The sequence below is a fragment of the Terrirubrum flagellatum genome, from assembly GCF_022059845.1.
Taxonomy (GTDB): domain Bacteria; phylum Pseudomonadota; class Alphaproteobacteria; order Rhizobiales; family Beijerinckiaceae; genus Terrirubrum; species Terrirubrum flagellatum.
The window spans coordinates 4,243,182-4,262,500 of record NZ_CP091851.1 but is presented as its reverse complement, the minus strand read 5'-3'; the positions used below and the strand labels follow the sequence as shown (position 1 = coordinate 4,262,500).

At 62.1% G+C, this 19,319-nt stretch carries 19 protein-coding genes, 1 tRNA gene and 2 rRNA genes (1 of these 22 only partly in view); 16 read left to right on the top strand and 6 right to left on the bottom strand.

The genetic code is table 11. From position 1 onward, the window contains the following. Both L8F45_RS20445 and rrf read left to right on the top strand, forming a co-directional pair. A 23S ribosomal RNA gene (locus L8F45_RS20445) occupies positions 1-2,317 on the top strand; it begins 487 nt to the left of the window's first position. 91 nt (positions 2,318-2,408) lie between these two features. Next, a 5S ribosomal RNA gene (gene rrf, locus L8F45_RS20440) occupies positions 2,409-2,523 on the top strand. 736 nt (positions 2,524-3,259) lie between these two features. On the opposite strand, the gene L8F45_RS20435 is transcribed toward rrf, so the two are convergent. From L8F45_RS20435 to cmk, 5 genes are all read right to left on the bottom strand, one after another. Next, entirely contained in the window at positions 3,260-3,604 is a 345-nt protein-coding gene (locus tag L8F45_RS20435) for an MliC family protein (RefSeq protein ID WP_342359697.1), read from the bottom strand. 133 nt (positions 3,605-3,737) lie between these two features. Beyond that, positions 3,738-4,322, bottom strand: coding sequence for a hypothetical protein (locus L8F45_RS20430; RefSeq protein ID WP_342359696.1), 585 nt, complete (start codon positions 4,320-4,322; stop codon positions 3,738-3,740). A gap of 81 nt (positions 4,323-4,403) precedes the next feature. After that, entirely contained in the window at positions 4,404-4,823 is a 420-nt protein-coding gene (locus tag L8F45_RS20425) for an Ivy family c-type lysozyme inhibitor (RefSeq protein ID WP_342359695.1), read from the bottom strand. Positions 4,824-4,886: 63 nt separating this feature from the next. Beyond that, positions 4,887-6,425 (bottom strand): ABC transporter substrate-binding protein, encoded by a 1,539-nt coding sequence (locus L8F45_RS20420; RefSeq protein WP_342359694.1) that lies wholly within the window; start codon positions 6,423-6,425, stop codon positions 4,887-4,889. Between the two features lie 69 nt (positions 6,426-6,494). Continuing rightward, entirely contained in the window at positions 6,495-7,136 is a 642-nt protein-coding gene (gene cmk, locus L8F45_RS20415) for a (d)CMP kinase (RefSeq protein WP_342359693.1), read from the bottom strand. A gap of 205 nt (positions 7,137-7,341) precedes the next feature. Here cmk and L8F45_RS20410 point away from each other — a divergent pair, with 205 nt between their 5' ends. From L8F45_RS20410 to L8F45_RS20350, 13 genes are all read left to right on the top strand, one after another. After that, on the top strand, positions 7,342-7,734 hold the full coding sequence (locus L8F45_RS20410) for a TIGR02300 family protein (protein WP_342359692.1): 393 nt from the start codon (positions 7,342-7,344) through the stop codon (positions 7,732-7,734). 141 nt (positions 7,735-7,875) lie between these two features. Then, a tRNA-Ala gene (locus L8F45_RS20405) sits at positions 7,876-7,951 on the top strand. Positions 7,952-8,290: 339 nt separating this feature from the next. Further along, positions 8,291-9,460, top strand: a complete 1,170-nt coding sequence (locus L8F45_RS20400; protein ID WP_342359691.1) for an ABC transporter substrate-binding protein — start codon at positions 8,291-8,293, stop codon at positions 9,458-9,460. A gap of 183 nt (positions 9,461-9,643) precedes the next feature. Continuing rightward, entirely contained in the window at positions 9,644-10,816 is a 1,173-nt protein-coding gene (locus L8F45_RS20395; RefSeq protein ID WP_342359690.1) for an ABC transporter substrate-binding protein, read from the top strand. Between the two features lie 37 nt (positions 10,817-10,853). Next, positions 10,854-11,708, top strand: coding sequence for a branched-chain amino acid ABC transporter permease (locus L8F45_RS20390; RefSeq protein WP_342359689.1), 855 nt, complete (start codon positions 10,854-10,856; stop codon positions 11,706-11,708). Between the two features lie 9 nt (positions 11,709-11,717). Next, positions 11,718-12,701 (top strand): branched-chain amino acid ABC transporter permease, encoded by a 984-nt coding sequence (locus tag L8F45_RS20385; RefSeq protein ID WP_342359688.1) that lies wholly within the window; start codon positions 11,718-11,720, stop codon positions 12,699-12,701. Further along, a complete protein-coding gene (locus tag L8F45_RS20380; RefSeq protein WP_342359687.1) occupies positions 12,698-13,480 on the top strand; it encodes an ABC transporter ATP-binding protein in 783 nt (260 codons plus the stop codon). Before L8F45_RS20385 ends, L8F45_RS20380 begins: the two co-directional genes overlap by 4 nt. Next, a complete protein-coding gene (locus L8F45_RS20375; RefSeq protein WP_342359686.1) occupies positions 13,473-14,231 on the top strand; it encodes an ABC transporter ATP-binding protein in 759 nt (252 codons plus the stop codon). Before L8F45_RS20380 ends, L8F45_RS20375 begins: the two co-directional genes overlap by 8 nt. Positions 14,232-14,291: 60 nt before the next feature. Continuing rightward, the gene (locus tag L8F45_RS20370) at positions 14,292-15,392 is read left to right on the top strand and encodes a 5-methyltetrahydropteroyltriglutamate--homocysteine S-methyltransferase (RefSeq protein ID WP_342359685.1); all 1,101 of its coding nucleotides are present in this window, start codon (positions 14,292-14,294) and stop codon (positions 15,390-15,392) included. A gap of 94 nt (positions 15,393-15,486) precedes the next feature. Further along, positions 15,487-16,827, top strand: coding sequence for a methyl-accepting chemotaxis protein (locus tag L8F45_RS20365; protein ID WP_342359684.1), 1,341 nt, complete (start codon positions 15,487-15,489; stop codon positions 16,825-16,827). Between the two features lie 47 nt (positions 16,828-16,874). Then, positions 16,875-17,696 carry an urease accessory protein UreD gene (locus L8F45_RS20360; RefSeq protein WP_342359683.1) on the top strand — a complete coding sequence of 274 codons (822 nt, stop codon included), beginning with the start codon at positions 16,875-16,877 and terminating at the stop codon, positions 17,694-17,696. 12 nt (positions 17,697-17,708) lie between these two features. Continuing rightward, positions 17,709-18,011: an urease subunit gamma gene (locus L8F45_RS20355; protein WP_342359682.1), complete on the top strand. Its 303-nt coding sequence runs from the start codon at positions 17,709-17,711 to the stop codon at positions 18,009-18,011. Between the two features lie 18 nt (positions 18,012-18,029). Beyond that, the gene (locus L8F45_RS20350) at positions 18,030-18,335 is read left to right on the top strand and encodes an urease subunit beta (protein WP_342359681.1); all 306 of its coding nucleotides are present in this window, start codon (positions 18,030-18,032) and stop codon (positions 18,333-18,335) included. A 53-nt stretch (positions 18,336-18,388) separates the two neighbouring features. On the opposite strand, the gene L8F45_RS20345 is transcribed toward L8F45_RS20350, so the two are convergent. After that, positions 18,389-18,766, bottom strand: coding sequence for a hypothetical protein (locus tag L8F45_RS20345; RefSeq protein WP_342359680.1), 378 nt, complete (start codon positions 18,764-18,766; stop codon positions 18,389-18,391). A gap of 172 nt (positions 18,767-18,938) precedes the next feature. On the opposite strand from L8F45_RS20345, the gene L8F45_RS20340 reads away from it, so the two are divergent. Then, positions 18,939-19,295, top strand: coding sequence for a GFA family protein (locus L8F45_RS20340; RefSeq protein WP_342359679.1), 357 nt, complete (start codon positions 18,939-18,941; stop codon positions 19,293-19,295). Positions 19,296-19,319: the final 24 nt, after the last annotated feature.

Here is a 19,319-nt window from a genome sequence, read left to right as displayed (position 1 = left end):
TAGCGAACTAGTACCGTGAGGGAAAGGTGAAAAGCACCCCGACAAGGGGAGTGAAATAGTATCTGAAACCGAATGCCTACAAACAGTCGGAGCCCGCAAGGGTGACGGCGTACCTTTTGTATAATGGGTCAGCGACTTAGTGTAACGAGCAAGCCTAAGCCGATAGGTGGAGGCGCAGCGAAAGCGAGTCTGAACAGGGCGTTCAGTTCGTTGCATTAGACCCGAAACCGGGTGATCTAGCCATGAGCAGGTTGAAGGTGCGGTAACACGCACTGGAGGACCGAACCGGTGCCTGTTGAAAAAGTCTCGGATGACTTGTGGCTAGGGGTGAAAGGCCAATCAAACTCGGAAATAGCTGGTTCTCCGCGAAAGCTATTTAGGTAGCGCCTCGAGCGAATACTCCAGGGGGTAGAGCACTGGATGGGTGCGGGGGTCCCACAGACCTACCAAACCTAACCAAACTCCGAATACCTGGAAGTACTACTCGGGAGACACACGGCGGGTGCTAACGTCCGTCGTGAAGAGGGAAAAAACCCTGACCTACAGCTAAGGCCCCTAATTCGTGGCTAAGTGGGAAAGGATGTGGGAATCCCAAAACAACCAGGAGGTTGGCTTAGAAGCAGCCATCCTTTAAAGAAAGCGTAACAGCTCACTGGTCTAAATAAGGGTTTCTGCGCCGAAAATGTAACGGGGCTCAAGCCACGAGCCGAAGCTTAGGGTGCATCGCAAGATGCGCGGTAGCGGAGCGTTCCATAGACCGTCGAAGGAGGACTCGTGAGAGCCTCTGGAGGTATTGGAAGTGCGAATGCTGACATGAGTAACGACAAACAGTGTGAGAGACACTGTCGCCGAAAGTCCAAGGGTTCCTGCGTAAAGTTAATCTTCGCAGGGTCAGCCGGCCCCTAAGGCGAGGCAGAAATGCGTAGCCGATGGGAACCACGTGAATATTCGTGGGCCAGCAGGTGGTGACGGACTTGGGAAGCTGTTCGATCTTATCGGATTGATTGGGCAGCCCAAGAGTTCCAGGAAATAGCCCCTGCATCAGACCGTACCCTAAACCGACACAGGTGGACTGGTAGAGAATACCAAGGCGCTTGAGAGAACTATGTTGAAGGAACTCGGCAAATTACCTCCGTAACTTCGGGATAAGGAGGCCCTGTGCATGCGCAAGCATGTGCGGGGGGCACAGACCAGGGGGTGGCGACTGTTTACCTAAAACACAGGGCTCTGCGAAGTCGCAAGACGACGTATAGGGTCTGACGCCTGCCCGGTGCCGGAAGGTTAAGAGGAGTTGTGCAAGCAGCGAATCGAAGCCCCGGTAAACGGCGGCCGTAACTATAACGGTCCTAAGGTAGCGAAATTCCTTGTCGGGTAAGTTCCGACCTGCACGAATGGCGTAACGACTTCCCCGCTGTCTCCAACATAGACTCAGTGAAATTGAATTCCCCGTGAAGATGCGGGGTTCCTGCGATCAGACGGAAAGACCCCGTGCACCTTTACTGCAACTTTGCGCTGGCATTCGTGTCGGCATGTGTAGGATAGGTGGTAGACGTTGAAGTCCGGGCGCCAGCTCGGATGGAGTCACCCTTGAAATACCACCCTTATCGTCATGGATGTCTAACCGCGACCCTTCAGCAGGGTCCGGGACAGCGCATGGTGGGCAGTTTGACTGGGGCGGTCGCCTCCGAAAGAGTAACGGAGGCGCGCGATGGTGGGCTCAGACCGGTCGGAAATCGGTCGTCGAGTGCAATGGCATAAGCCCGCCTGACTGCAAGACTGACAAGTCGAGCAGAGTCGAAAGACGGTCATAGTGATCCGGTGGTTCCTCGTGGAAGGGCCATCGCTCAACGGATAAAAGGTACGCCGGGGATAACAGGCTGATGACGCCCAAGAGTCCATATCGACGGCGTCGTTTGGCACCTCGATGTCGACTCATCACATCCTGGGGCTGGAGAAGGTCCCAAGGGTTCGGCTGTTCGCCGATTAAAGTGGTACGTGAGTTGGGTTCAGAACGTCGTGAGACAGTTCGGTCCCTATCTGTCGTGGGTGTAGGAGAATTGAGAGGATCTGTCCTTAGTACGAGAGGACCGGGATGGACGTACCTCTGGTGGACCTGTTGTGGCGCCAGCCGCAGTGCAGGGTAGCTATGTACGGTCGGGATAACCGCTGAATGCATCTAAGCGGGAAACCCACCTCAAAACGAGTTCTCCCTTGAGAGCCGTGGAAGACGACCACGTTGATAGGCTGGATGTGTAAGCTGCCGAACTCAATGAGGCGCTTAGCTGACCAGTACTAATAGCTCGATCGACTTGAACGTTCTCATGATCCATGTCCGTGACATTGGATCGTGACGCTTCAACCAAGCGACTTCAAAATAACCAGTGCTTGCCAAATCTGTCCTTTGCCGGCCCGGTGGCTCGAGCGAAGAGTCCACACCCGATCCCATCCCGAACTCGGCCGTTAATCTCTTCAGCGCCAATGGTACTGTGTCTCAAGACCCGGGAGAGTAGGTCGTTGCCGGGCCTGCCAAGGACAGATTGATCTCTTCACCTCAGCATGATCCCCGAAAAGTGGATTCCGGTTTTCGGAAAAGGATCATGCTCTGGAAATGCAAAACCCCGACGCGAAAGCGTCGGGGTTTTGTTTGTGCAAAATTGGCTGTCTATTTTTCGGATGATGGTTCGATGCGCGGGCTGATCGCCCACAGCCAGTGAAGCGCGGCGCCAAGCGTCACAGCCATCGAAATGAGCGGGATCAAAGACGCGGCTGAGAAAGGCCCATCGTTCATCGCGTATGCCAGATCAACCAGCTTCGTGAACCCGAAGACAATCATCGGGCCGAAAAGGATCATCGCGATAAACTCATCGGCCAGCCATCCAGCTCGCTCCGCGCGATTCCGCTGGGCGTAATCAATCATCTCTTGCGACGGATTCTCCCTGAAGTGCTTCAGGAATCTCGTCGGCGCCACGAAAACAAATCCGCTTGAAAGCAAGAGATAGATCGCGTGAATTCGGGGCCAGATGATGCCCAGCGCGCACGCGCCAGTCATCGCGCAGAGCCACGCGACAACGAGCCGATCTCGTCGAACGACAGAGACAGCCGAGCGAATCAGGATGGACATGTAGTGTGCGAAGCTGTCCTAACGGATTCACGCTACGAAAGATTCGCGCAAAAGCAGTTTGGCGCGCGAGGCGAATCCCAAGGAAGCGTTTCAGACTTCGTTCACTGTGGCGATTCGGCTTCCGAAAAGCAGACCGTTTCAGGGGCTGACGCGCATGCATTCGCGCCCGGGCTGTCCCTCGACATTCAGAACAAGCGGCCTCGCACCCCTCTCAAACACTTCGACATTGCCGCCGACATAGCGAACGCCCGAGCCGGACATGGCTTTCGTCATCCGCAGCGACGTCCCGTTCGGAAAGGCGACGGTGATGGAGTTGCCGCCGGAGTTGAAATCGACCGAGACCCGCTTGCCCGCCGGCAGGCTCGGCGAGCATTCGTAGTCGACGGTCGCTGGATTGGCTGCAGCCGCAACAGCCCAAAGAGCGATTGCAAGGAATCCCGCGGTTGCGAGCGCGCGCCGGTGAAGTCGTGATGATTCGATCATGCCGTCCTCCGGGCTCGCCACAGCAAAGCGGCCGCCGTCACTGATGGGAACCGCGATCGCTTAACCTCAAAAAGACGGCTGCGCATTTGCCGTACGTCTCAATCGCGCGACCGTTAGCGAACGAACCGACGATTCAGGGAGAGAGGCTGGTCGCAATTCCAAGCGACAGCGCGGTCGGACCGGACACGCGATAGAGCCGGTTGAAATTCGCCTTCGTCACGAGCGCCGCCGCGCCGCCGACGCCCATCTCGTAATAGGTGTTGATCATCTCGCCGGACGCGCGGCCGGAATATTCCTTTTGTCCGGAGGGGCCGCGCGGATTGTTGCCCTCGTGGAAGCCGAGGCCGAGATTGCCGGCGCCGCCGTCAGCAACCGCATTGGCGTTGAGATAGAGCCGCCGGACGCCGCCGCTGAAGATCGCGGTGCAGGCGCTGTTGCAGAAGGCGCGCGAGGCATCGACCGCCGTCGTCATTCCCGCATTGCGCACGATGCGCGCGATCTCCCGCGCTTCGAGCACTTTCCCTCCAGGGCTATGCAGATAGAGCGTGCGGATCTGCGCCGCGCCTGGTCGCGCGAGAAATTCGCGAAAGATGATATCGTCGCCGGTCTTGATTTCGCCGCGCAGCATCGCCGATGCGCCGGATTGCGACAGTTCGATCGCATGCGCGCTCAAGCCCAACGTGATCGCAAATGCGATCCCGGCCCAAAATTTCACCATGTGAAAGTCCGGCCCCGTAATGCGCCAGCCCCGGCGCGATCAGGCTATCCGCGAGGCGCGGGACCGACAAGCCGCGGCGCCTCAGGGAAAGTTCGCGACGATCCGATCGCTCAGCAGCTTGCGCATCGCGGCGTCAGGGTTGCCGAAGAAGCGTTCGCTCTTCGGCAGCGCGCCACGGGTCCGTTGCGCCGCCCAGATTTTCTTCGTCCTGGGATCGAAGAGCAGAATGAGATGATTGTCGCTGCAATTGTGCGGATGGCACACATTCCCTTCGATCCAGACGCCGCCCGACGGGTCGCGATAGCTCGCGGAAGAGCCCGGCCCGGTCAGTTTCGGAATCCAGGAGTCGCGTCGCTCGAATCGCTGCTTCGCGATCAGTCCGGACCAGGCCGCGCTATAGCCGGGCTGTGCGATGAGATCGGACGGGTGCGGCGTCGCCTGCGCATGCGCGGCGCTCGTTGCAGTGATGATCGCGACGGTGAACAACAGTCGCTTCAACATGTGGGATATGCCCCCATGAGGCGTGCTCTGACGCGAGGCGGTGATTCGCCGCGCTCCAGACTGTCACTGCGCCGTGACGCTATCCAGACGAATCACGCCGTCGGGATAGGCTTTCAAACCCTTGAGATTCGCGCGCGCCGCAAACGTCCATTTGCCGTGATAGATGTAGCTCAGCGGCAGATCATCAAGCAGGATCTTCGCGACCTGCGCATAGAGCGGCTTGCGCGACTCGGGGTCGGCGATCGCGCGCGCTTTCGCCAGAATCGCGTCCATATCCCTGTTGCAATATTTTCCGTCATTGCCGGCGGCGCCGCAGCCGAGCAGCGGCCCATAATTGAGATCGGGATCGACGCGTCCCGACCAGCCGACAAGATGAGCCTGGAATTTTCCTTCACGACCAGCGGCCAGCAGGCTCATCAGCTCGACGGAGCGAATCGTCATGGTGATTCCGGCTTCCGCGACCATGGATTGCACGATCTGCGCGACCTGCTGTCGTTGCGGATCGGTCGGCACGAGAAGCTCGATCTTGGCGTCCTTGATTCCCGCTTCCTTCAATTTCGCCTTCGCCGCATCGAGATCGCGCGGCTTCACCGGCTGCGCCTTGTCGTACCAGGGCGACTGCGGCGGGAAGGCCTGATTGCCCGCGTCGAATCGTCCTTCGAACGCGACCTGATTGATGGCGTTGCGATCGATCGCGAGATCGAAGGCCTGCCGCAGCGCGCGACTTTTTGAGAACTCGCTCGACGCCGCGCCGTCGCCATTCGCCATGTTGAAGGTGATCGCATAATAGCCGAGCGTCGCGCTCTCGAACACCTGCAGCGTCTTGTCTTTCTCGACCGCGCTGATGTCGGTCGGCGACAGGCGCTCGATGAGCTGAAGCTGATTCGATTTCAGATTGAGCAGCCGCACGTTCGAATCGGGCATGCCCTGGAAGATCAGCCGGTTGAAGGCGAAATCCTTGGCGCGATAATGCTGCGGGAATTTTTCAAGCACGATGCGGTCCTGCGCCTTGTGCTCGACGAATTTGTAAGGCCCGGCGCAAACCGGATTCTTCGCGAAATTGTCGCCGGCCGCCTGGGCCGCGGTGGGGCTGACCATCATGCCTGCGCGATCCGTCAGCGCCGCGAGCAGCGGCACCGACGCCGCCTTGAGATTGATGCGCAAAGTCAGGGGATCGACGACGTCCATTGTGTCGATGGCGTCGATCTCGGCGCGCCGGCGCGACGATTTCATCGTCAGGCCGCGATCGAGGCTGAACTTCGCCGCCGCGGCGTCGAAGGGCGTGCCGTCATGGAAGACGACGTTCGGCCGCAGATTCAGCGTCAGCGTCTTGCCGTCTTCCGACCAGGCCCATTTGGTCGCCAGCATCGGCGCGATATTGCCCTGGCTGTCGATGTCGACGAGCTTGTCGCACATCGATTGCAGCACATGGCGGCCGACGAAGCTCCAGTTCTGAGCGGGATCAAGCGAGTCGGGATCGTCCTGCAATCCGATGCGCAGCTCGCTCTGCGCCAGCGCCGAGGGGCTGAGCGCGGCCAATCCGAGAAGCGCGGCGCCGGCGAACAACGCGGCGCGCAAAGGCGATAGAGTGCGATGCGTCATGACGGCTCCCCTCCGGAGGCGCGGAGTAGAGAGCCCTTCCATCGCGGCTGCAAGCGCAGCGCGGGAATGTCAGCCCGGCGGTTTCGCCGCTGCGCTCTTCGCCTCGACCAGCCGGATTGCGGCGGCCAGCACATCCTCGATCGACATGGCGCTGGTGTCGAGAAGCACTGCATCCTCCGCGATCTTCAACGGCGCGGCCGAGCGCCCGGAATCGCGCTCGTCGCGCTTGCGGATGTCGGCGAGGATGACGTCGTATTCGACCTCTTCGCCGCGGCCGAGCGCTTCCTTGTAGCGCCGGTCGGCCCGCACCTCGGGCGAGGCGGTCACGAAGATTTTCAGATTGGCGTGCGGGGCGATCACCGTACCGATATCTCGCCCGTCGAGCACCGCGCCGCCGGGCTGGTTGGCGAAGCGCCGCTGTGCGTCGATCAGGGCGGCGCGCACGGACGGGATCGCCGCGACCACGGACGCCGCTTCGCCCATGGCCGCGCCGCGCAGGTCGTGTTCGTCGATTTTCGCGATGTCGAGCGATTGCGCGGCGCGTGTGGCGTGCGCCGCGTCGTTGAGCGGCGCGCCGGCGCTCAGAAGCGCGCGCGCGGTCGCACGATAGAGAAGCCCGGTGTCGAGGAGCGGCAGGCTGAAATGGGCGGCGAGCTTCTTCGCCAGCGTGCCTTTGCCGGAAGCGGCCGGCCCGTCGATCGCGATGATCATGCCGCTGGCGCTCGGCCGCGGCGAGAGAATTCGGAACAGTGCGGCGCGTCGGTCATTTCGGGGCGAAAGCAGCGAAACGCAGGCGGCCTAGCACGCGAAATCGACCCGGTCATCCCGCTGGAAAAGGCTGTCAAAAGCTGTTTGACACCCGCCGCCGGAGCGACTAACGCGACCCACTTCCCGAATTCCAGAGCAGGTTAAGTCCGTGGCCAACCCCGAACTTGGAACCAAACGCATTTGCCCGGTCACTGGCCGCAAATTCTACGATCTGAACAAGGACCCGGTCGTTTCTCCTTACACCGGCCAGTCCTATCCCCGTTCGGCCTTCGAGCCGACGGCCGCCGCCTCTCGCGCCGCCGCCGCCAAGCCCGAGGCGGACGAGGAAGAGGATGAGACGGAAGCCGAAGCCAACGCGCCGGAGACCGTGTCTCTTGAGGAGGCGGCAAGCGAAGAGGCCGCCGCCACCACCACCGGCGACGATGTCGAAGTCGAGGATGACGGCGAAGAGGACGACACCTTCCTCGAGGAGGAAGAGGAAGGCGACGACGACGTCTCTGATCTCATCGACGGCGATATCGAAAGCGACGAGGAGGCTTGAGCCTCCTCAACTGCGCGTCTATAGAGGCGCGCGAAGCGGGAGCCCAATCTCCCGTTCAGCAGCTGCGACGGTCCCTTTCAAGGTTGCGCCGTCGCCTCGCTGGAATCAGTCCGCGCCGGCTTTCAGGCAGGCGGCTGACATGGGGCCGTAGCTCAGTTGGGAGAGCGCGTGAATGGCATTCACGAGGTCAGGGGTTCGATTCCCCTCGGCTCCACCATCCCTTCCCTCGACATCGCATCAGGCCGCGCCGCCCGCGCGCCATGACCTCGCGCTGCTGGCGCGCCGAAGCCGACCGCTGGTCGGCGCGGCTTGATGAACGCCTTTCATCAATCGCTCCAAACTGATCATTTGCTGGCGGAATGCCGTCCGACGCATGGTGTGCAGGTGGGGGAGCCGCTCAATCATCTCGGCGACAAGAGGGCGTTCGGATCGCGAACAAGGGTCCGAATGGGCTTTTCCGATCCATTGTCTAACTTGCGGAGAGGTCGGCTCGGCCTCTAATTTGTTCGCAACGGGATAATATGTTCGATCAACGAACGACCATCGGGAGGATGAGATGCTGAATCGGCGTTACGCCGCGGCTGTAGCCGCCGGCGCTGCGATGCTGGCCTCAGGCGCCGCGATCGCGCAGGAGACCGTGAAAGTCGGCCTGATCCTGCCGATGACCGGCCCTTTTACATCGACGGGCAAACAGATCGACGCAGCCGCAAAACTCTATCTCGCGCAGCATGGCGCGACCGTCGCCGGCAAGAAGATCGAGATCGTGCTGCGCGACGATGGCGGCGTCGCCGACCAGACCAAGCGCATCGCGCAGGAGCTCGTGGTCAATGAGAAGGTCAGCGTGCTGGCGGGCTTCGGCCTGACGCCGTTGGCGATGGCGACGGCGCCGATCGCGACGCAGGCCAAGACGCCGATGGTCGTGATGGCCGCCGGCACCACGGCCATCATCGACGCGTCTCCCTTCGTCACCCGCACGAGCTTCACCCAGGCCCAGTCGGCCGCAAGCATTGCGGAGTGGGCGGCGAAGAACGGCGTGAAGAAGGTCGTCACGCTTGTATCGGACTATGCGCCCGGCATCGACAGCGAGCGGTTCTTCTCGGAACCCTTCAAGACCGCGGGCGGCGAAGTGTTGCAGCAATTGCGCGTGCCGCTGCAGAATCCTGACTTCGCGCCCTTCCTTCAGCGCGTGATCGACGCCAAGCCGGACGCGCTCTTCGTGTTCGTGCCTTCAGGCGTCGGAGCCGTGCTGATGAAGCAGTTCGTCGAGCGCGGCATGGACAAGGCGGGCGTGAAGCTGATCGGCCCCGGCGACATCACCGATGATGATTTGCTCAATGGCTACGGCGACTCGGCGCTCGGCATTATCACCGCTCATCTCTATTCGGCGGCGCATCTGTCGGCGATGAACAAGGCCTATGTCGAAGCCTTCAAGAAGGCGAACAATGGCATGCGTCCCAATTTCATGTCGGTCGGCGGCTATGACGGCATGCATCTCATCATTGAGGCGCTGAAGAAGACCAATGGCGCGACCGACGGCGCCGGCCTCATCGCCGCGATGAAGGGCATGTCCTGGGAAAGCCCGCGCGGCCCGATCTCGATCGATCCGGAAACCCGCGAGATCGTGCAGGACATCTATGTCCGCAAGGTCGAGAAGGTCGATGGCGAGCTCTACAATGTCGAGTTCGACAAATTCGCCGCGGTCAAGGACCCGGCTCGCAAGAAATAACAATCAGAAAAGAGAAGAAGCGATGAGTCCGCCGCCGAAAGCTGCGGGCTAGAGCATGGCGCGAAAAAGTGGACACCGGTTTTTCGCTAAAGCCATGCTCTAAACTTTTGGAATCGATCACGTTCCCGCATTTTGATTGATTCAATCAAAATGCGGCGTGATCTTAAAATACGAAGGAGGGGCATGATGATTTCGCGTCGCGTATGGGTTTCCCTGATGGGGGCCGCTGGCCTCGCATCGGCGTCGAGCGGAGCGCTGGCGCAGGAGACCGTGAAGATCGGCATGATTTTGCCGCTGACCGGACCTTTCACGCCTATCGGCAAACAGGTCGAAGCTGGAGCGAAGCTCTATCTCTCCCAGATCGGCGGCGTCGTGGCCGGCAAGAAGATCGAGATCGTGCTGCGCGACGACGGCGGCGTGCCTGATGCGACAAAACGCATCGCGACCGAACTCGTCGTCAACGAGAAGGTCAATGTGCTTGCGGGCTTCGGCTTGACGCCGCTGGCGATGGCGACGGCGCCGATCGCGACGCAATCGAAGACGCCGCTGGTTGTGATGGCCGCCGGCACCACGGCGATCGTCGACGCCTCGCCCTTTATCGCGCGCACCAGTTTCACCCAGGCGCAATCGGCCGCGACCATCGCCGACTGGGCGGCGAAGAACGGGATCAAGAAAGTCGTCACGCTCGTGACCGACTATGCGCCGGGCATCGACAGCGAGAAATTCTTCTCCGAACCGTTCAAGGCGGCGGGCGGCGAGGTGCTAGCGCAACTGCGCGCGCCTTTGCAGAACCCGGATTATGCGCCGTTCCTGCAACGCGTGATCGACGCCAAGCCTGATGCGATTTTCGTCTTCGTGCCGGCTGGCGTCGGCGCCGCGCTGATGAAGCAATATGTCGAGCGCGGCATGGACAAGTCGGGCATCAGGCTGATCGGGCCGGGTGACATCACCGATGACGATCTGCTCAACGGCTATGGCGATTCCGCGCTCGGCGTCGTCACCGCTCACCTTTATTCCGCGAACCATCCGTCCGCCGCGAACAAGGCCTATGTCGAGGCCTTCAAAAAGGCGAACAATATGCGCCCGAACTTCATGTCGCTCGGCGGCTATGACGGCATGCGGCTGATCACGGAAGCGCTGAAGAAGACCAACGGCGCGACCGATGGTCCGGGCCTGATCGCGGCGATGAAGGGCATGTCCTGGGAAAGTCCGCGCGGGCCGATCTCGATCGATCCCGACACCCGCGACATCGTCCAGAATATCTATATCCGCAAGGTCGAGAAGGTGGATGGCGAGCTTTACAATGTGGAGTTCGAGACCTACCCCTCGGTGAAGGATCCCGCGCGGAAGAAATGATCTTTCGCGTGGCTCAGCGGGGCGGCTGACAGGTCCAATGTTGACGATTCTCTTTGACGGCGTCGCGTACGGGATGCTGCTGTTTGTGATCGCCTGCGGATTGGCGATCACGCTGGGATTGATGAACTTCGTCAATCTCGCCCATGGCGCTTTCGCGATGGCGGGCGGCTATGTCGCCGTGGTTTTGGCGAACCGCTATGGCGTTCCCTTCCTGCTCTGCCTGCCGCTCGCTTTCATCGCGAGCGCGCTCATCGGCCTGCTGCTCGAGCGCACGCTCTATGTGCGCGTTTACGGCAAGAGCCATCTCGACCAGGTGCTGTTCACCATCGGCCTCGTCTTCATGTCTGTCGCCGCGGTCGACTATGTCATGGGCTCGCAGCAGCAATTCATCAATCTGCCGGAATGGCTGCGCGGCCGCATCGACATCATGGGCGTCGGCGTCGGCCGTTACCGGCTGCTGATCATCGTCATCTGCGGCGCGCTGACGATTCTCCTGCAGTCGATTCTCTCGCGCAGCTCGTTTGGCGCCAAGCTGCGGGCTTCGGTCGATGATGCGCGCGTGGCGCGCGGTCTCGGCATTCCGGTCGACCGCATCTTCGCCATCACCTTTGCGGTCGGCTCCGGCCTCGCAGGACTTGGCGGCGCGCTGGGAGCCGAAATCCTCGGACTTGATCCGACCTTTCCGCTCAAATTCATGATCTACTTCCTGATCGTCGTGACGGTCGGCGGCACCTCGGGTGTGACGGGCCCGCTGGTCGCGGCGCTGCTGCTCGGCGTCGCCGACGTCGCCGGCAAATATTATGTTCCGCAGATCGGCTCCTTCGTCATCTACACCATCATGATCGTCGTGCTGATCCTCAGGCCGCAGGGCCTGTTCGCGCGCGCCCGCTGAGACCGGGACATGGATTCGCTTCACGCTGCGGCGGCGAAAAGTCTGGCGATGCGCACGCGCCTCCACCCCGCCGAGATCGCGTTCTGGCTATGCGCCGTCGCGAGCTATTTCCTGTTGCCGGGCAAGCATCTCATTCTGTCGGAGATCGCGATCATGGCGCTCTTCGCGCTATCGGTCGATCTCCTGCTCGGCTATGCCGGCATCGTCTCGCTCGGACACGCCGCCTTCTTCGGCGTTGGAGCCTATGTCGCCGGCCTGCTGGGGAAATATGGTTATGGCGAACCTGTGTTGGGCCTCGTCGTTGGCGGATTCGGCGCAGCGGTCTTCGGTTTCGCGACAAGCTTCCTCGTGTTGCGCGGCACCGATCTCACGCGCCTGATGGTGACGCTCGGCGTCGCGCTGGTGTTCTACGAAATCGCCAACAAGGCAGGCTTCACCGGCGGCGCCGACGGCCTTCAGGGCGTGATGATGGGACCGGTCATTGGCCTGTTCGAGTTCGATATCTTCGGCCATGTCGCTTACGCTTATTCGCTCATCGTTCTCTTCGTGATGATCATGGCGGCGCGGCGCATCGTCGGCTCGCCGTTTGGCCTGTCGCTCGTCGCGATCAAGGGAAACCCGCTGCGCGCCCGCGCGGTTGGCGTGCCCGTCAATGCGCGGTTGGTTGGCGTCTATACGCTGGCTGCTTTCTACGCCGGCGTCGCCGGCGCGCTGCTGGCGCAGACGCAAGCGTTCGTCTCGCTCGACGTGCTCGCCTTTCACCGCTCGGCCGATGGTTTGCTGGTGCTGCTGATCGGCGGCGCCGGCTATCTCTATGGCGGCGTGATCGGCGCGGTTATTTTCAAGCTGATGCAAGACCAGATCGCGGCGCTGACGCCGCAATACTGGCAGTTCTGGATCGGGCTGTTCCTCGTGGCGCTGGTGATCATCGGTCGCGACCGGTTGATCGCCGGGCCGGCGGCGCTCCTTAATTTGCTTAGGAGGCGCTCATGACGCCTTCGATCACGACAGGCGCCCTCGCGCTCGAAACCCGCGTCCTTTCCAAGAGCTTCGGCGGCTTCAAGGCGAACACCGACGTCTCGTTGAAGCTCGAAGCCGGCGATCGTCATGCGCTGATCGGGCCGAACGGCGCCGGCAAGACCACCTTCATCAATCTCCTCACTGGCGTGCTCGCGCCAACGTCGGGATCGGTGTTCCTCAATGGCGAGGACGTCACCTCCTTCACGCCGCAGTCGCGCGTTCGTCGCGGCATGGCGCGCACCTTCCAGATCAACCAGCTCTTTATCGATCTGACGCCGCTGGAGACGGTGGCGCTGTCGGTCGGCGAGCGGGTCGGCGCCGGCGCGCAATGGTGGCGCGGCGTCGGCGCGAACAGCGCCGTGATCGATGAAGCGGCCGCGCTGTTGAACAGCATGCGGCTTTCGGACGTCATGACGCGGCCGGTGAAGCTTCTGCCCTACGGCAAGCAGCGCCTGCTCGAAGTCGCTCTCGCGCTCGCCTGCAAGCCCACGCTGCTGCTGCTCGACGAGCCGGCCGCCGGCGTTCCCGAGGAAGAGCGCCACGAGATTCTCGACATCGTCAACGCGCTGCCAGACAACGTCACCGTGCTGTTGATCGAGCATGACATGGAGCTCGTCTTCTCCTTCGCGCGCCGCATGTCTGTGCTGGTGCAGGGCATGCTGTTCACGCAAGGGACGGTCGAGGAGATCGCGCGCGATCCGCGCGTGAAGGCCGTCTATCTTGGCGAGGACGCGGAGACAGCGCATGGCTGAGCTTCTCGCGATCGACAATCTGACAGCGGGCTATCGAGACGCAACCGTCCTCAACAATCTCAGCTTCGCTCTCGAAGCGGGCGAATCGCTTGCGCTGCTTGGCCGCAACGGCGTCGGCAAGACGACCTTGATCGACACGATCATCGGCCTGACGCGCCGCACCACTGGAACGATCCGCTTCGGCGGCCGCGACATTTCGAATCTCAAGGCGCAGCAGCGCGCTGTGCTCGGCGTCGGCTGGACGCCGCAGGAGCGCAACATCTTCCGCTCGCTGACGGTCGAGGAGAATCTGACCGCGGTCGCCCGCGGCAAGGGCTGGGACCTGGCCCGCGTCTATGCGATGTTTCCTCGGCTGAAGGAGCGGCGCGGCAATCTCGGCAACCAGCTCTCCGGCGGCGAGCAGCAAATGCTTGCGGTGACGCGCGCATTGATGCTCAACCCGAAGCTGCTGCTGCTCGATGAGCCGCTTGAGGGCTTGGCCCCGATCATCGTCGACGAACTGCTGGCCGCCATCCGCCGGCTGATCGTCGAGGAGCGGCTGACGGTCATTCTCGTCGAGCAGAAGGCGCGCAAGATTCTGCCCATCACCGACCGCGCCATCATTCTCGATCGCGGCGCGATCGTCTGGCGCGGCGCCTCGTCCGATCTTCTCGCCGACGAAGCAGCCATGGCGACCCATCTCGGCGTCGCCGAGCGATCGGGCCGCGCGAAGCCCGCGGCCTTGCGCGATTCGTCGCCCGGGAGCAGATGACAATCGCGGCGGAAATTTTGATCCCGATATTCCATCGCGAACGATGTTGAGGAGGACGCCATGAGACGCACCAAGCCGCCATTCCGCGCCGATATGGTCGGAAGCCTGCTGCGCACCGTGCCACTCAAGGAAGCTCGGGAGAAACGCGAGAAGGGTGAAATTTCGGCCGAAGCGCTGCGCGAGATCGAGGATCGGGAAATCCGCAAGATCGTAAAGCGCCAGGAGGACATCGGACTGCAGGCCGTCACCGACGGCGAGTTCCGACGGACCTGGTGGCATTTCGACTTTCTGTTCAATCTCGACGGCGTCGAGCGCGTCATTCTTGATCACGGCATCCAGTTCGCCGGCGTGCAGACGAAAGCGGAAGCGCCGCGCGTCACAAGCAAGATCGGCTTCTCCAACCATCCCTTCCTTGAGCATTTCAGATTTCTGAAGGGCGCGACCGATCGCGTCGCGAAGATGACGATCCCGTCGCCGAGCATGCTGCACTATCGCGGCGGCCGGAAGATGATCCAGATGGGTCTCTATCCTGATATGGAGGAGTATTACCGTGATCTCGCGAACGCCTATGCGACGGCGGTGAAGTCATTCTACGAAGCCGGCTGTCGTTACCTCCAGCTCGACGACACCAGCCTGTCCTATTTCTGCGATCCCGAGCAGCGCAAGATGCTGGCCGAGCGAGGCGATGATCCCGACCTGCTGATCCAGCGCTATCGCGACATGATCAACACGGCGACGAAGAATCGTCCCGCCGACATGACGATCACGAGCCACACCTGCCGCGGCAATTTCAAATCGACCTTCGTCGCTTCCGGCGGCTATGAGCCGGTCGCCGATCTCGTCTTCAACCAGATCGATATCGACGGCTATTTCATGGAATGGGACGATGATCGCTCCGGCGGGTTTGCGCCGCTGCGCCTCCTGCCGAAGGGCAAATATGTCGTGCTCGGCCTCGTCACCACCAAGACCGGCGCGCTCGAGAAGAAGGATGACATCAAGCGCCGCATCGACGCTGCGGCCAAATACGTCGATCTCGATCAGCTCTGCCTATCGCCGCAATGCGGCTTCGCCTCGACCGAGGAAGGCAATGTGCTGGCGGAGGACGAGCAGTGGTGGAAGCTTGAGATGATCGTCGAGATCGCCCGCGAGGTCTGGGGATAATCCCGGGAGCCGGCGCGCCGCTGCCTTAAGGTAAGTTTTACCTTAATGGGGCCAAATGAGAGCCTCCGCCGTCCGGCGCGTCGCCAGAGCGATCATGGAAAAGAAGTATCTTTCCGACAGCGACCGGTACGCGCTGTACGGGCTGAACGACGCTGGCGTCCTTGCGATGCTGGATGCGATCGCGCGCGGCGGTCTCGCCTTTGTCGCCGAGGGCGTTGACGACTTCATGGGGACGATCGTGTCGGCGCCCGTTATCGGCGACTCGTATCGCCGCCACGGCCCGATGATCGCAAGCGCGCTCAAGGCCCATTTTGAAACCATCATTTCTCCGGCCTTCGTCGAGCGCCATGGCGAGAGCCTGCGCGCGGTCGTGAAAGCTCTTTCCGACGGCGAAACCGACATGCGCGCGCTCTACTCCAGCGCAAGTTACCTCATGACCGCCTATGCGCGCCGCAGATCGACCCGCTGGGGTCTCCCGCGCCGCGCCGCGCCGCGCGAGATGGCGGTGTTGCAGAGGGTCTTCATGTGCACCGTTGCGACCGCGCTCACCCACCAGCAGACCGAGCTCATCGCCGAAAATAGCGATCGTCGCGAAAGGCTTTCCCTGCAGCTCGCCGATTTCCGCGGCGTGGTCGAGGGCGTATCCGGCGAGTTGGGCCAGGCCGCATCGCTGGTCGATCGCGCGCTTGCCGCAGTCGCATCCGCCGCGCGCCAAGCGCTGGAGCGCAGCCGCTCGGCCGCCGGCGCCACCGAGCTCAGCAACGCCAATCTGACGTCTTCGGCGGCCAGCACCGAAGAGCTCGCCATCTCGATCAATGAACTCGCCCGGCAGTCGGAGCTTGGCCGCAATGTCGTCGCCCGGGTCGAGCGCGCGGTCGGCAGCGGCAATGCGGCGATCCAGGAGCTCGACGTCTCGGCGCGCACGATCGGTTCGATCGTCGATCTGATCAGCCAGATCGCCGAGCAGACCAACCTGCTTTCCCTCAACGCCACCATCGAAGCCGCTCGCGCCGGGGAGGCCGGCCGCGGCTTCGCCGTCGTCGCGCAGGAGGTGAAGGCGCTCGCCAGCCAGACCACCAAGGCGACGCAGGATATCGTCGATCAGATCACCGCCGTGCAGAGCGCGACGGCGCGCTCCGTGAACGAGATCGCGGCCATTGGCGGCGCGATGGAGGACATGTCGCGCAACGCCGCGGAGGTCGCAGCCGCCATCAGCCAGCAGAACGGTCTGACCGGCGATTTGAGCCGCAATCTCCACGAGACGGTGAGCCAGGTCATGTCCGCCAATGAGGGCTATGGCGCCGCCGTCGATCTGATCGAGAGCGCCGGCGCGGAGGCGGAGAAGCTGCGCAGCGCGGTCGCGCAGCTCTCGCGCATCGGCTCGGAATTGGTCGGCGACGTCGAAGCCTTCGCGACCCGCATCAAGGCTGCCTGACAGGCTCTAAGCTTGCCAAGCGCTCTCGCCTCCCCGAAGAGAGCGGGGTGAGCGAAGACCTGCCGGATTATCTGCGCGCGCGGGGCGCGATCTCCCTGTCCTGCGCGCCGTCGGAAAGGCGCACCATCGCCGCCCGCGTCCGCCAGGAAGGCGCTCTTAACATCCGCTTCCCCCGCCACTCTTCGCGCGGACTTGAGGGTGTGATCGTCAATATCGCCGGCGGCGTCGCCGCAGGCGACCGGCATGCGATCGATATCCACGCCGGGCGCGGAGCTAACGCAACGATCACGACGCCGGCCGCCGAGAAGGTGTATCGTTCTCCAGGCGGCGTCTCGCGCATCGAAGTCGCGCTTTCCGTTGAAGGCGATCTCGCCTGGCTGCCGCAGGAGACTATTCTCTTCGATCAGGCGCGGCTTGCACGGCGATTGCATGCGACCTTGTCGGAGGAAGCGAGTTTGCTGGCCTGCGACATCACGGTGCTTGGCCGCGCAGCCATGGGCGAGCGTGTGCGTTCCGGTTTTCTGCGCGACGAATGGCGCGTGCGCCGCGGCGGGCGGCTGATCTACGCCGACACGCTGCTTCTCGACGGCGACATCGAAGCGACGCTTGCGCGCCCGGGAGCGGCGGCCGGCGCGTCCGCCTTCGCCACCATCCTCTATGTCGCGCCCGACGCTGAAGCGCGTCTCGACGAAACGCGCGCGCTTCTCGATCCTCTCCGATCGCAAGCGTGCGACGTCGCCGCCAGCGCCTGGGACGGGCTTCTGGCGTTGCGATGGCTGGCCCAAGATGCAAGGCTGCTGCGCGCGTCAGTGGCGCGGTTTCTCGAATCATTTCGCGGCGCTGCGTTGCCGCGCGTTTGGATGACCTGACGGACTACACGGATGAATCTGACTCCCCGGGAAAAGGACAAGCTTCTGATCGCCATGGCGGCCATCGTCGCGCGCAAGCGGCTCGAGCGCGGCGTGAAGCTCAATCATCCCGAGGCGATTGCGCTGATCACCGAATATGTCGTCGAAGGCGCGCGCGACGGGCGCAGCGTCGCCGATCTCATGGAGGAGGGCGCGCATGTGGTGACGCGCGCGCAGGTGATGGAAGGCGTCGCCGACATGATCCATGACGTGCAGGTGGAGGCGACGTTCCCGGACGGGACGAAGCTCGTCACCGTGCATGATCCGATCCGCTGACGCGCAAAAGGACAGCGCATGATCCCCGGTGAAATCATCACGCAGGACGGCGACATCACGCTCAACAAGGGCCGCAGGACGGTGACGCTCACCGTCGCCAATTCAGGCGATCGGCCGATCCAGGTCGGCAGCCACTATCATTTCTTCGAAACCAATCCGGCGCTGAAATTCGATCGCAAGAAAGCGCGCGGGATGCGGCTGAATATTCCCTCGGGAACGGCGGTTCGCTTCGAGCCGGGACAGGAGCGCGAGGTCACGCTTGTCGCGCTTGGCGGCAAGCTGCGCGTCTATGGCTTCCGGCAGGAGGTTATGGGTAAACTATGAGCGGCCAAGCGGACATGGCGCAGCGGCGCGTCCGCCGCCGCGCTCCGCAGGCTTTAGCCGCCTTTCTTCTTCGTGATCAGCGTCAGCGTGCCTTCATCGTCCAGCGCGGCCGCGATGACCTGCTCGGAGGTTGCGCCTTTTTGCTGCAGCGCCGACGAAACCTGCGGCATGGCGTCGATCGAGCGCCGGAGCGCGACGATGTCGTCGGGCTTTTGCTTGGCGGCGTTCGCCGTCACCTGAGTCTTGGTGCTCGCAGGCAATTCATCGACATCGACGACTTTGATCGTGCGGACGCCCGGCGCCGGCTTTTCGGCGGGAGCGGCTTCCGAGGGCGAGTCGGATTGCGACTGCGTCTGCGCGAACGCGACTCCCATGGCCGCCGGCGTCACAGCGAGCGCCGCGCTGAGCGCGGATATGATGATCCTTCGCATTCTCTGTCCTTTTCGTCAGTGCATGGATGGCCATCTGCGGATGACGTCGTCATGGCACACGAGAAATGGGATCAGGGACTGTTCTCCATCGGGTCGTTTCGCGACCATATCGCGTCAGAAATGTGCGCGCCGTCGCGCGCGGATAAGACAAAATAAACATGGAGGATGCGCGATGAAGCAGATCTATTCCGGCGGCTGTCAATGCGGCGCGGTGCGCTATGAAGCTGATGTCGATATCGACGAAGTGATTTCCTGCAACTGCTCGCGTTGCGGCCGCCTTGGCACGCTTCTCGCTTTCACCGGCAAATCCGATTTCAGATTGACCTCGGGCGAAGGCGCGACGACGGAATATCTCTTCAACAAGCACGTCATCCATCATCTCTTCTGCGCAACCTGCGGCGTTGAATCTTTCGCTATGGGCAAGCGGCCGGATGGCGCCGAGATGATCGCCGTCAATGCGCGCTGCCTCGACGGCGTCGATCCCGACAGTCTTAAGATCAAGAAGTTCGACGGCAAGAATCTGAGATAGCGAATCCTTATCGAGGCTCCGACA

Coding starts and splice junctions, on each gene's coding strand:
- L8F45_RS20385 (WP_342359688.1), top strand. CDS start 11,718: ATGGATTCGCTTCACGCTGCGGCGGCGAAAAGTCTGGCGATGCGCACG.
- L8F45_RS20425 (WP_342359695.1), bottom strand. CDS start 4,823: ATGTTGAAGCGACTGTTGTTCACCGTCGCGATCATCACTGCAACGAGC.
- L8F45_RS20365 (WP_342359684.1), top strand. CDS start 15,487: ATGGAAAAGAAGTATCTTTCCGACAGCGACCGGTACGCGCTGTACGGG.
- L8F45_RS20430 (WP_342359696.1), bottom strand. CDS start 4,322: ATGGTGAAATTTTGGGCCGGGATCGCATTTGCGATCACGTTGGGCTTG.
- L8F45_RS20420 (WP_342359694.1), bottom strand. CDS start 6,425: ATGACGCATCGCACTCTATCGCCTTTGCGCGCCGCGTTGTTCGCCGGC.
- L8F45_RS20390 (WP_342359689.1), top strand. CDS start 10,854: ATGTTGACGATTCTCTTTGACGGCGTCGCGTACGGGATGCTGCTGTTT.
- L8F45_RS20370 (WP_342359685.1), top strand. CDS start 14,292: ATGAGACGCACCAAGCCGCCATTCCGCGCCGATATGGTCGGAAGCCTG.
- L8F45_RS20400 (WP_342359691.1), top strand. CDS start 8,291: ATGCTGAATCGGCGTTACGCCGCGGCTGTAGCCGCCGGCGCTGCGATG.
- L8F45_RS20380 (WP_342359687.1), top strand. CDS start 12,698: ATGACGCCTTCGATCACGACAGGCGCCCTCGCGCTCGAAACCCGCGTC.
- L8F45_RS20375 (WP_342359686.1), top strand. CDS start 13,473: ATGGCTGAGCTTCTCGCGATCGACAATCTGACAGCGGGCTATCGAGAC.
- L8F45_RS20340 (WP_342359679.1), top strand. CDS start 18,939: ATGAAGCAGATCTATTCCGGCGGCTGTCAATGCGGCGCGGTGCGCTAT.
- cmk (WP_342359693.1), bottom strand. CDS start 7,136: ATGATCATCGCGATCGACGGGCCGGCCGCTTCCGGCAAAGGCACGCTG.
- L8F45_RS20345 (WP_342359680.1), bottom strand. CDS start 18,766: ATGCGAAGGATCATCATATCCGCGCTCAGCGCGGCGCTCGCTGTGACG.
- L8F45_RS20355 (WP_342359682.1), top strand. CDS start 17,709: ATGAATCTGACTCCCCGGGAAAAGGACAAGCTTCTGATCGCCATGGCG.
- L8F45_RS20395 (WP_342359690.1), top strand. CDS start 9,644: ATGATGATTTCGCGTCGCGTATGGGTTTCCCTGATGGGGGCCGCTGGC.
- L8F45_RS20350 (WP_342359681.1), top strand. CDS start 18,030: ATGATCCCCGGTGAAATCATCACGCAGGACGGCGACATCACGCTCAAC.
- L8F45_RS20435 (WP_342359697.1), bottom strand. CDS start 3,604: ATGATCGAATCATCACGACTTCACCGGCGCGCGCTCGCAACCGCGGGA.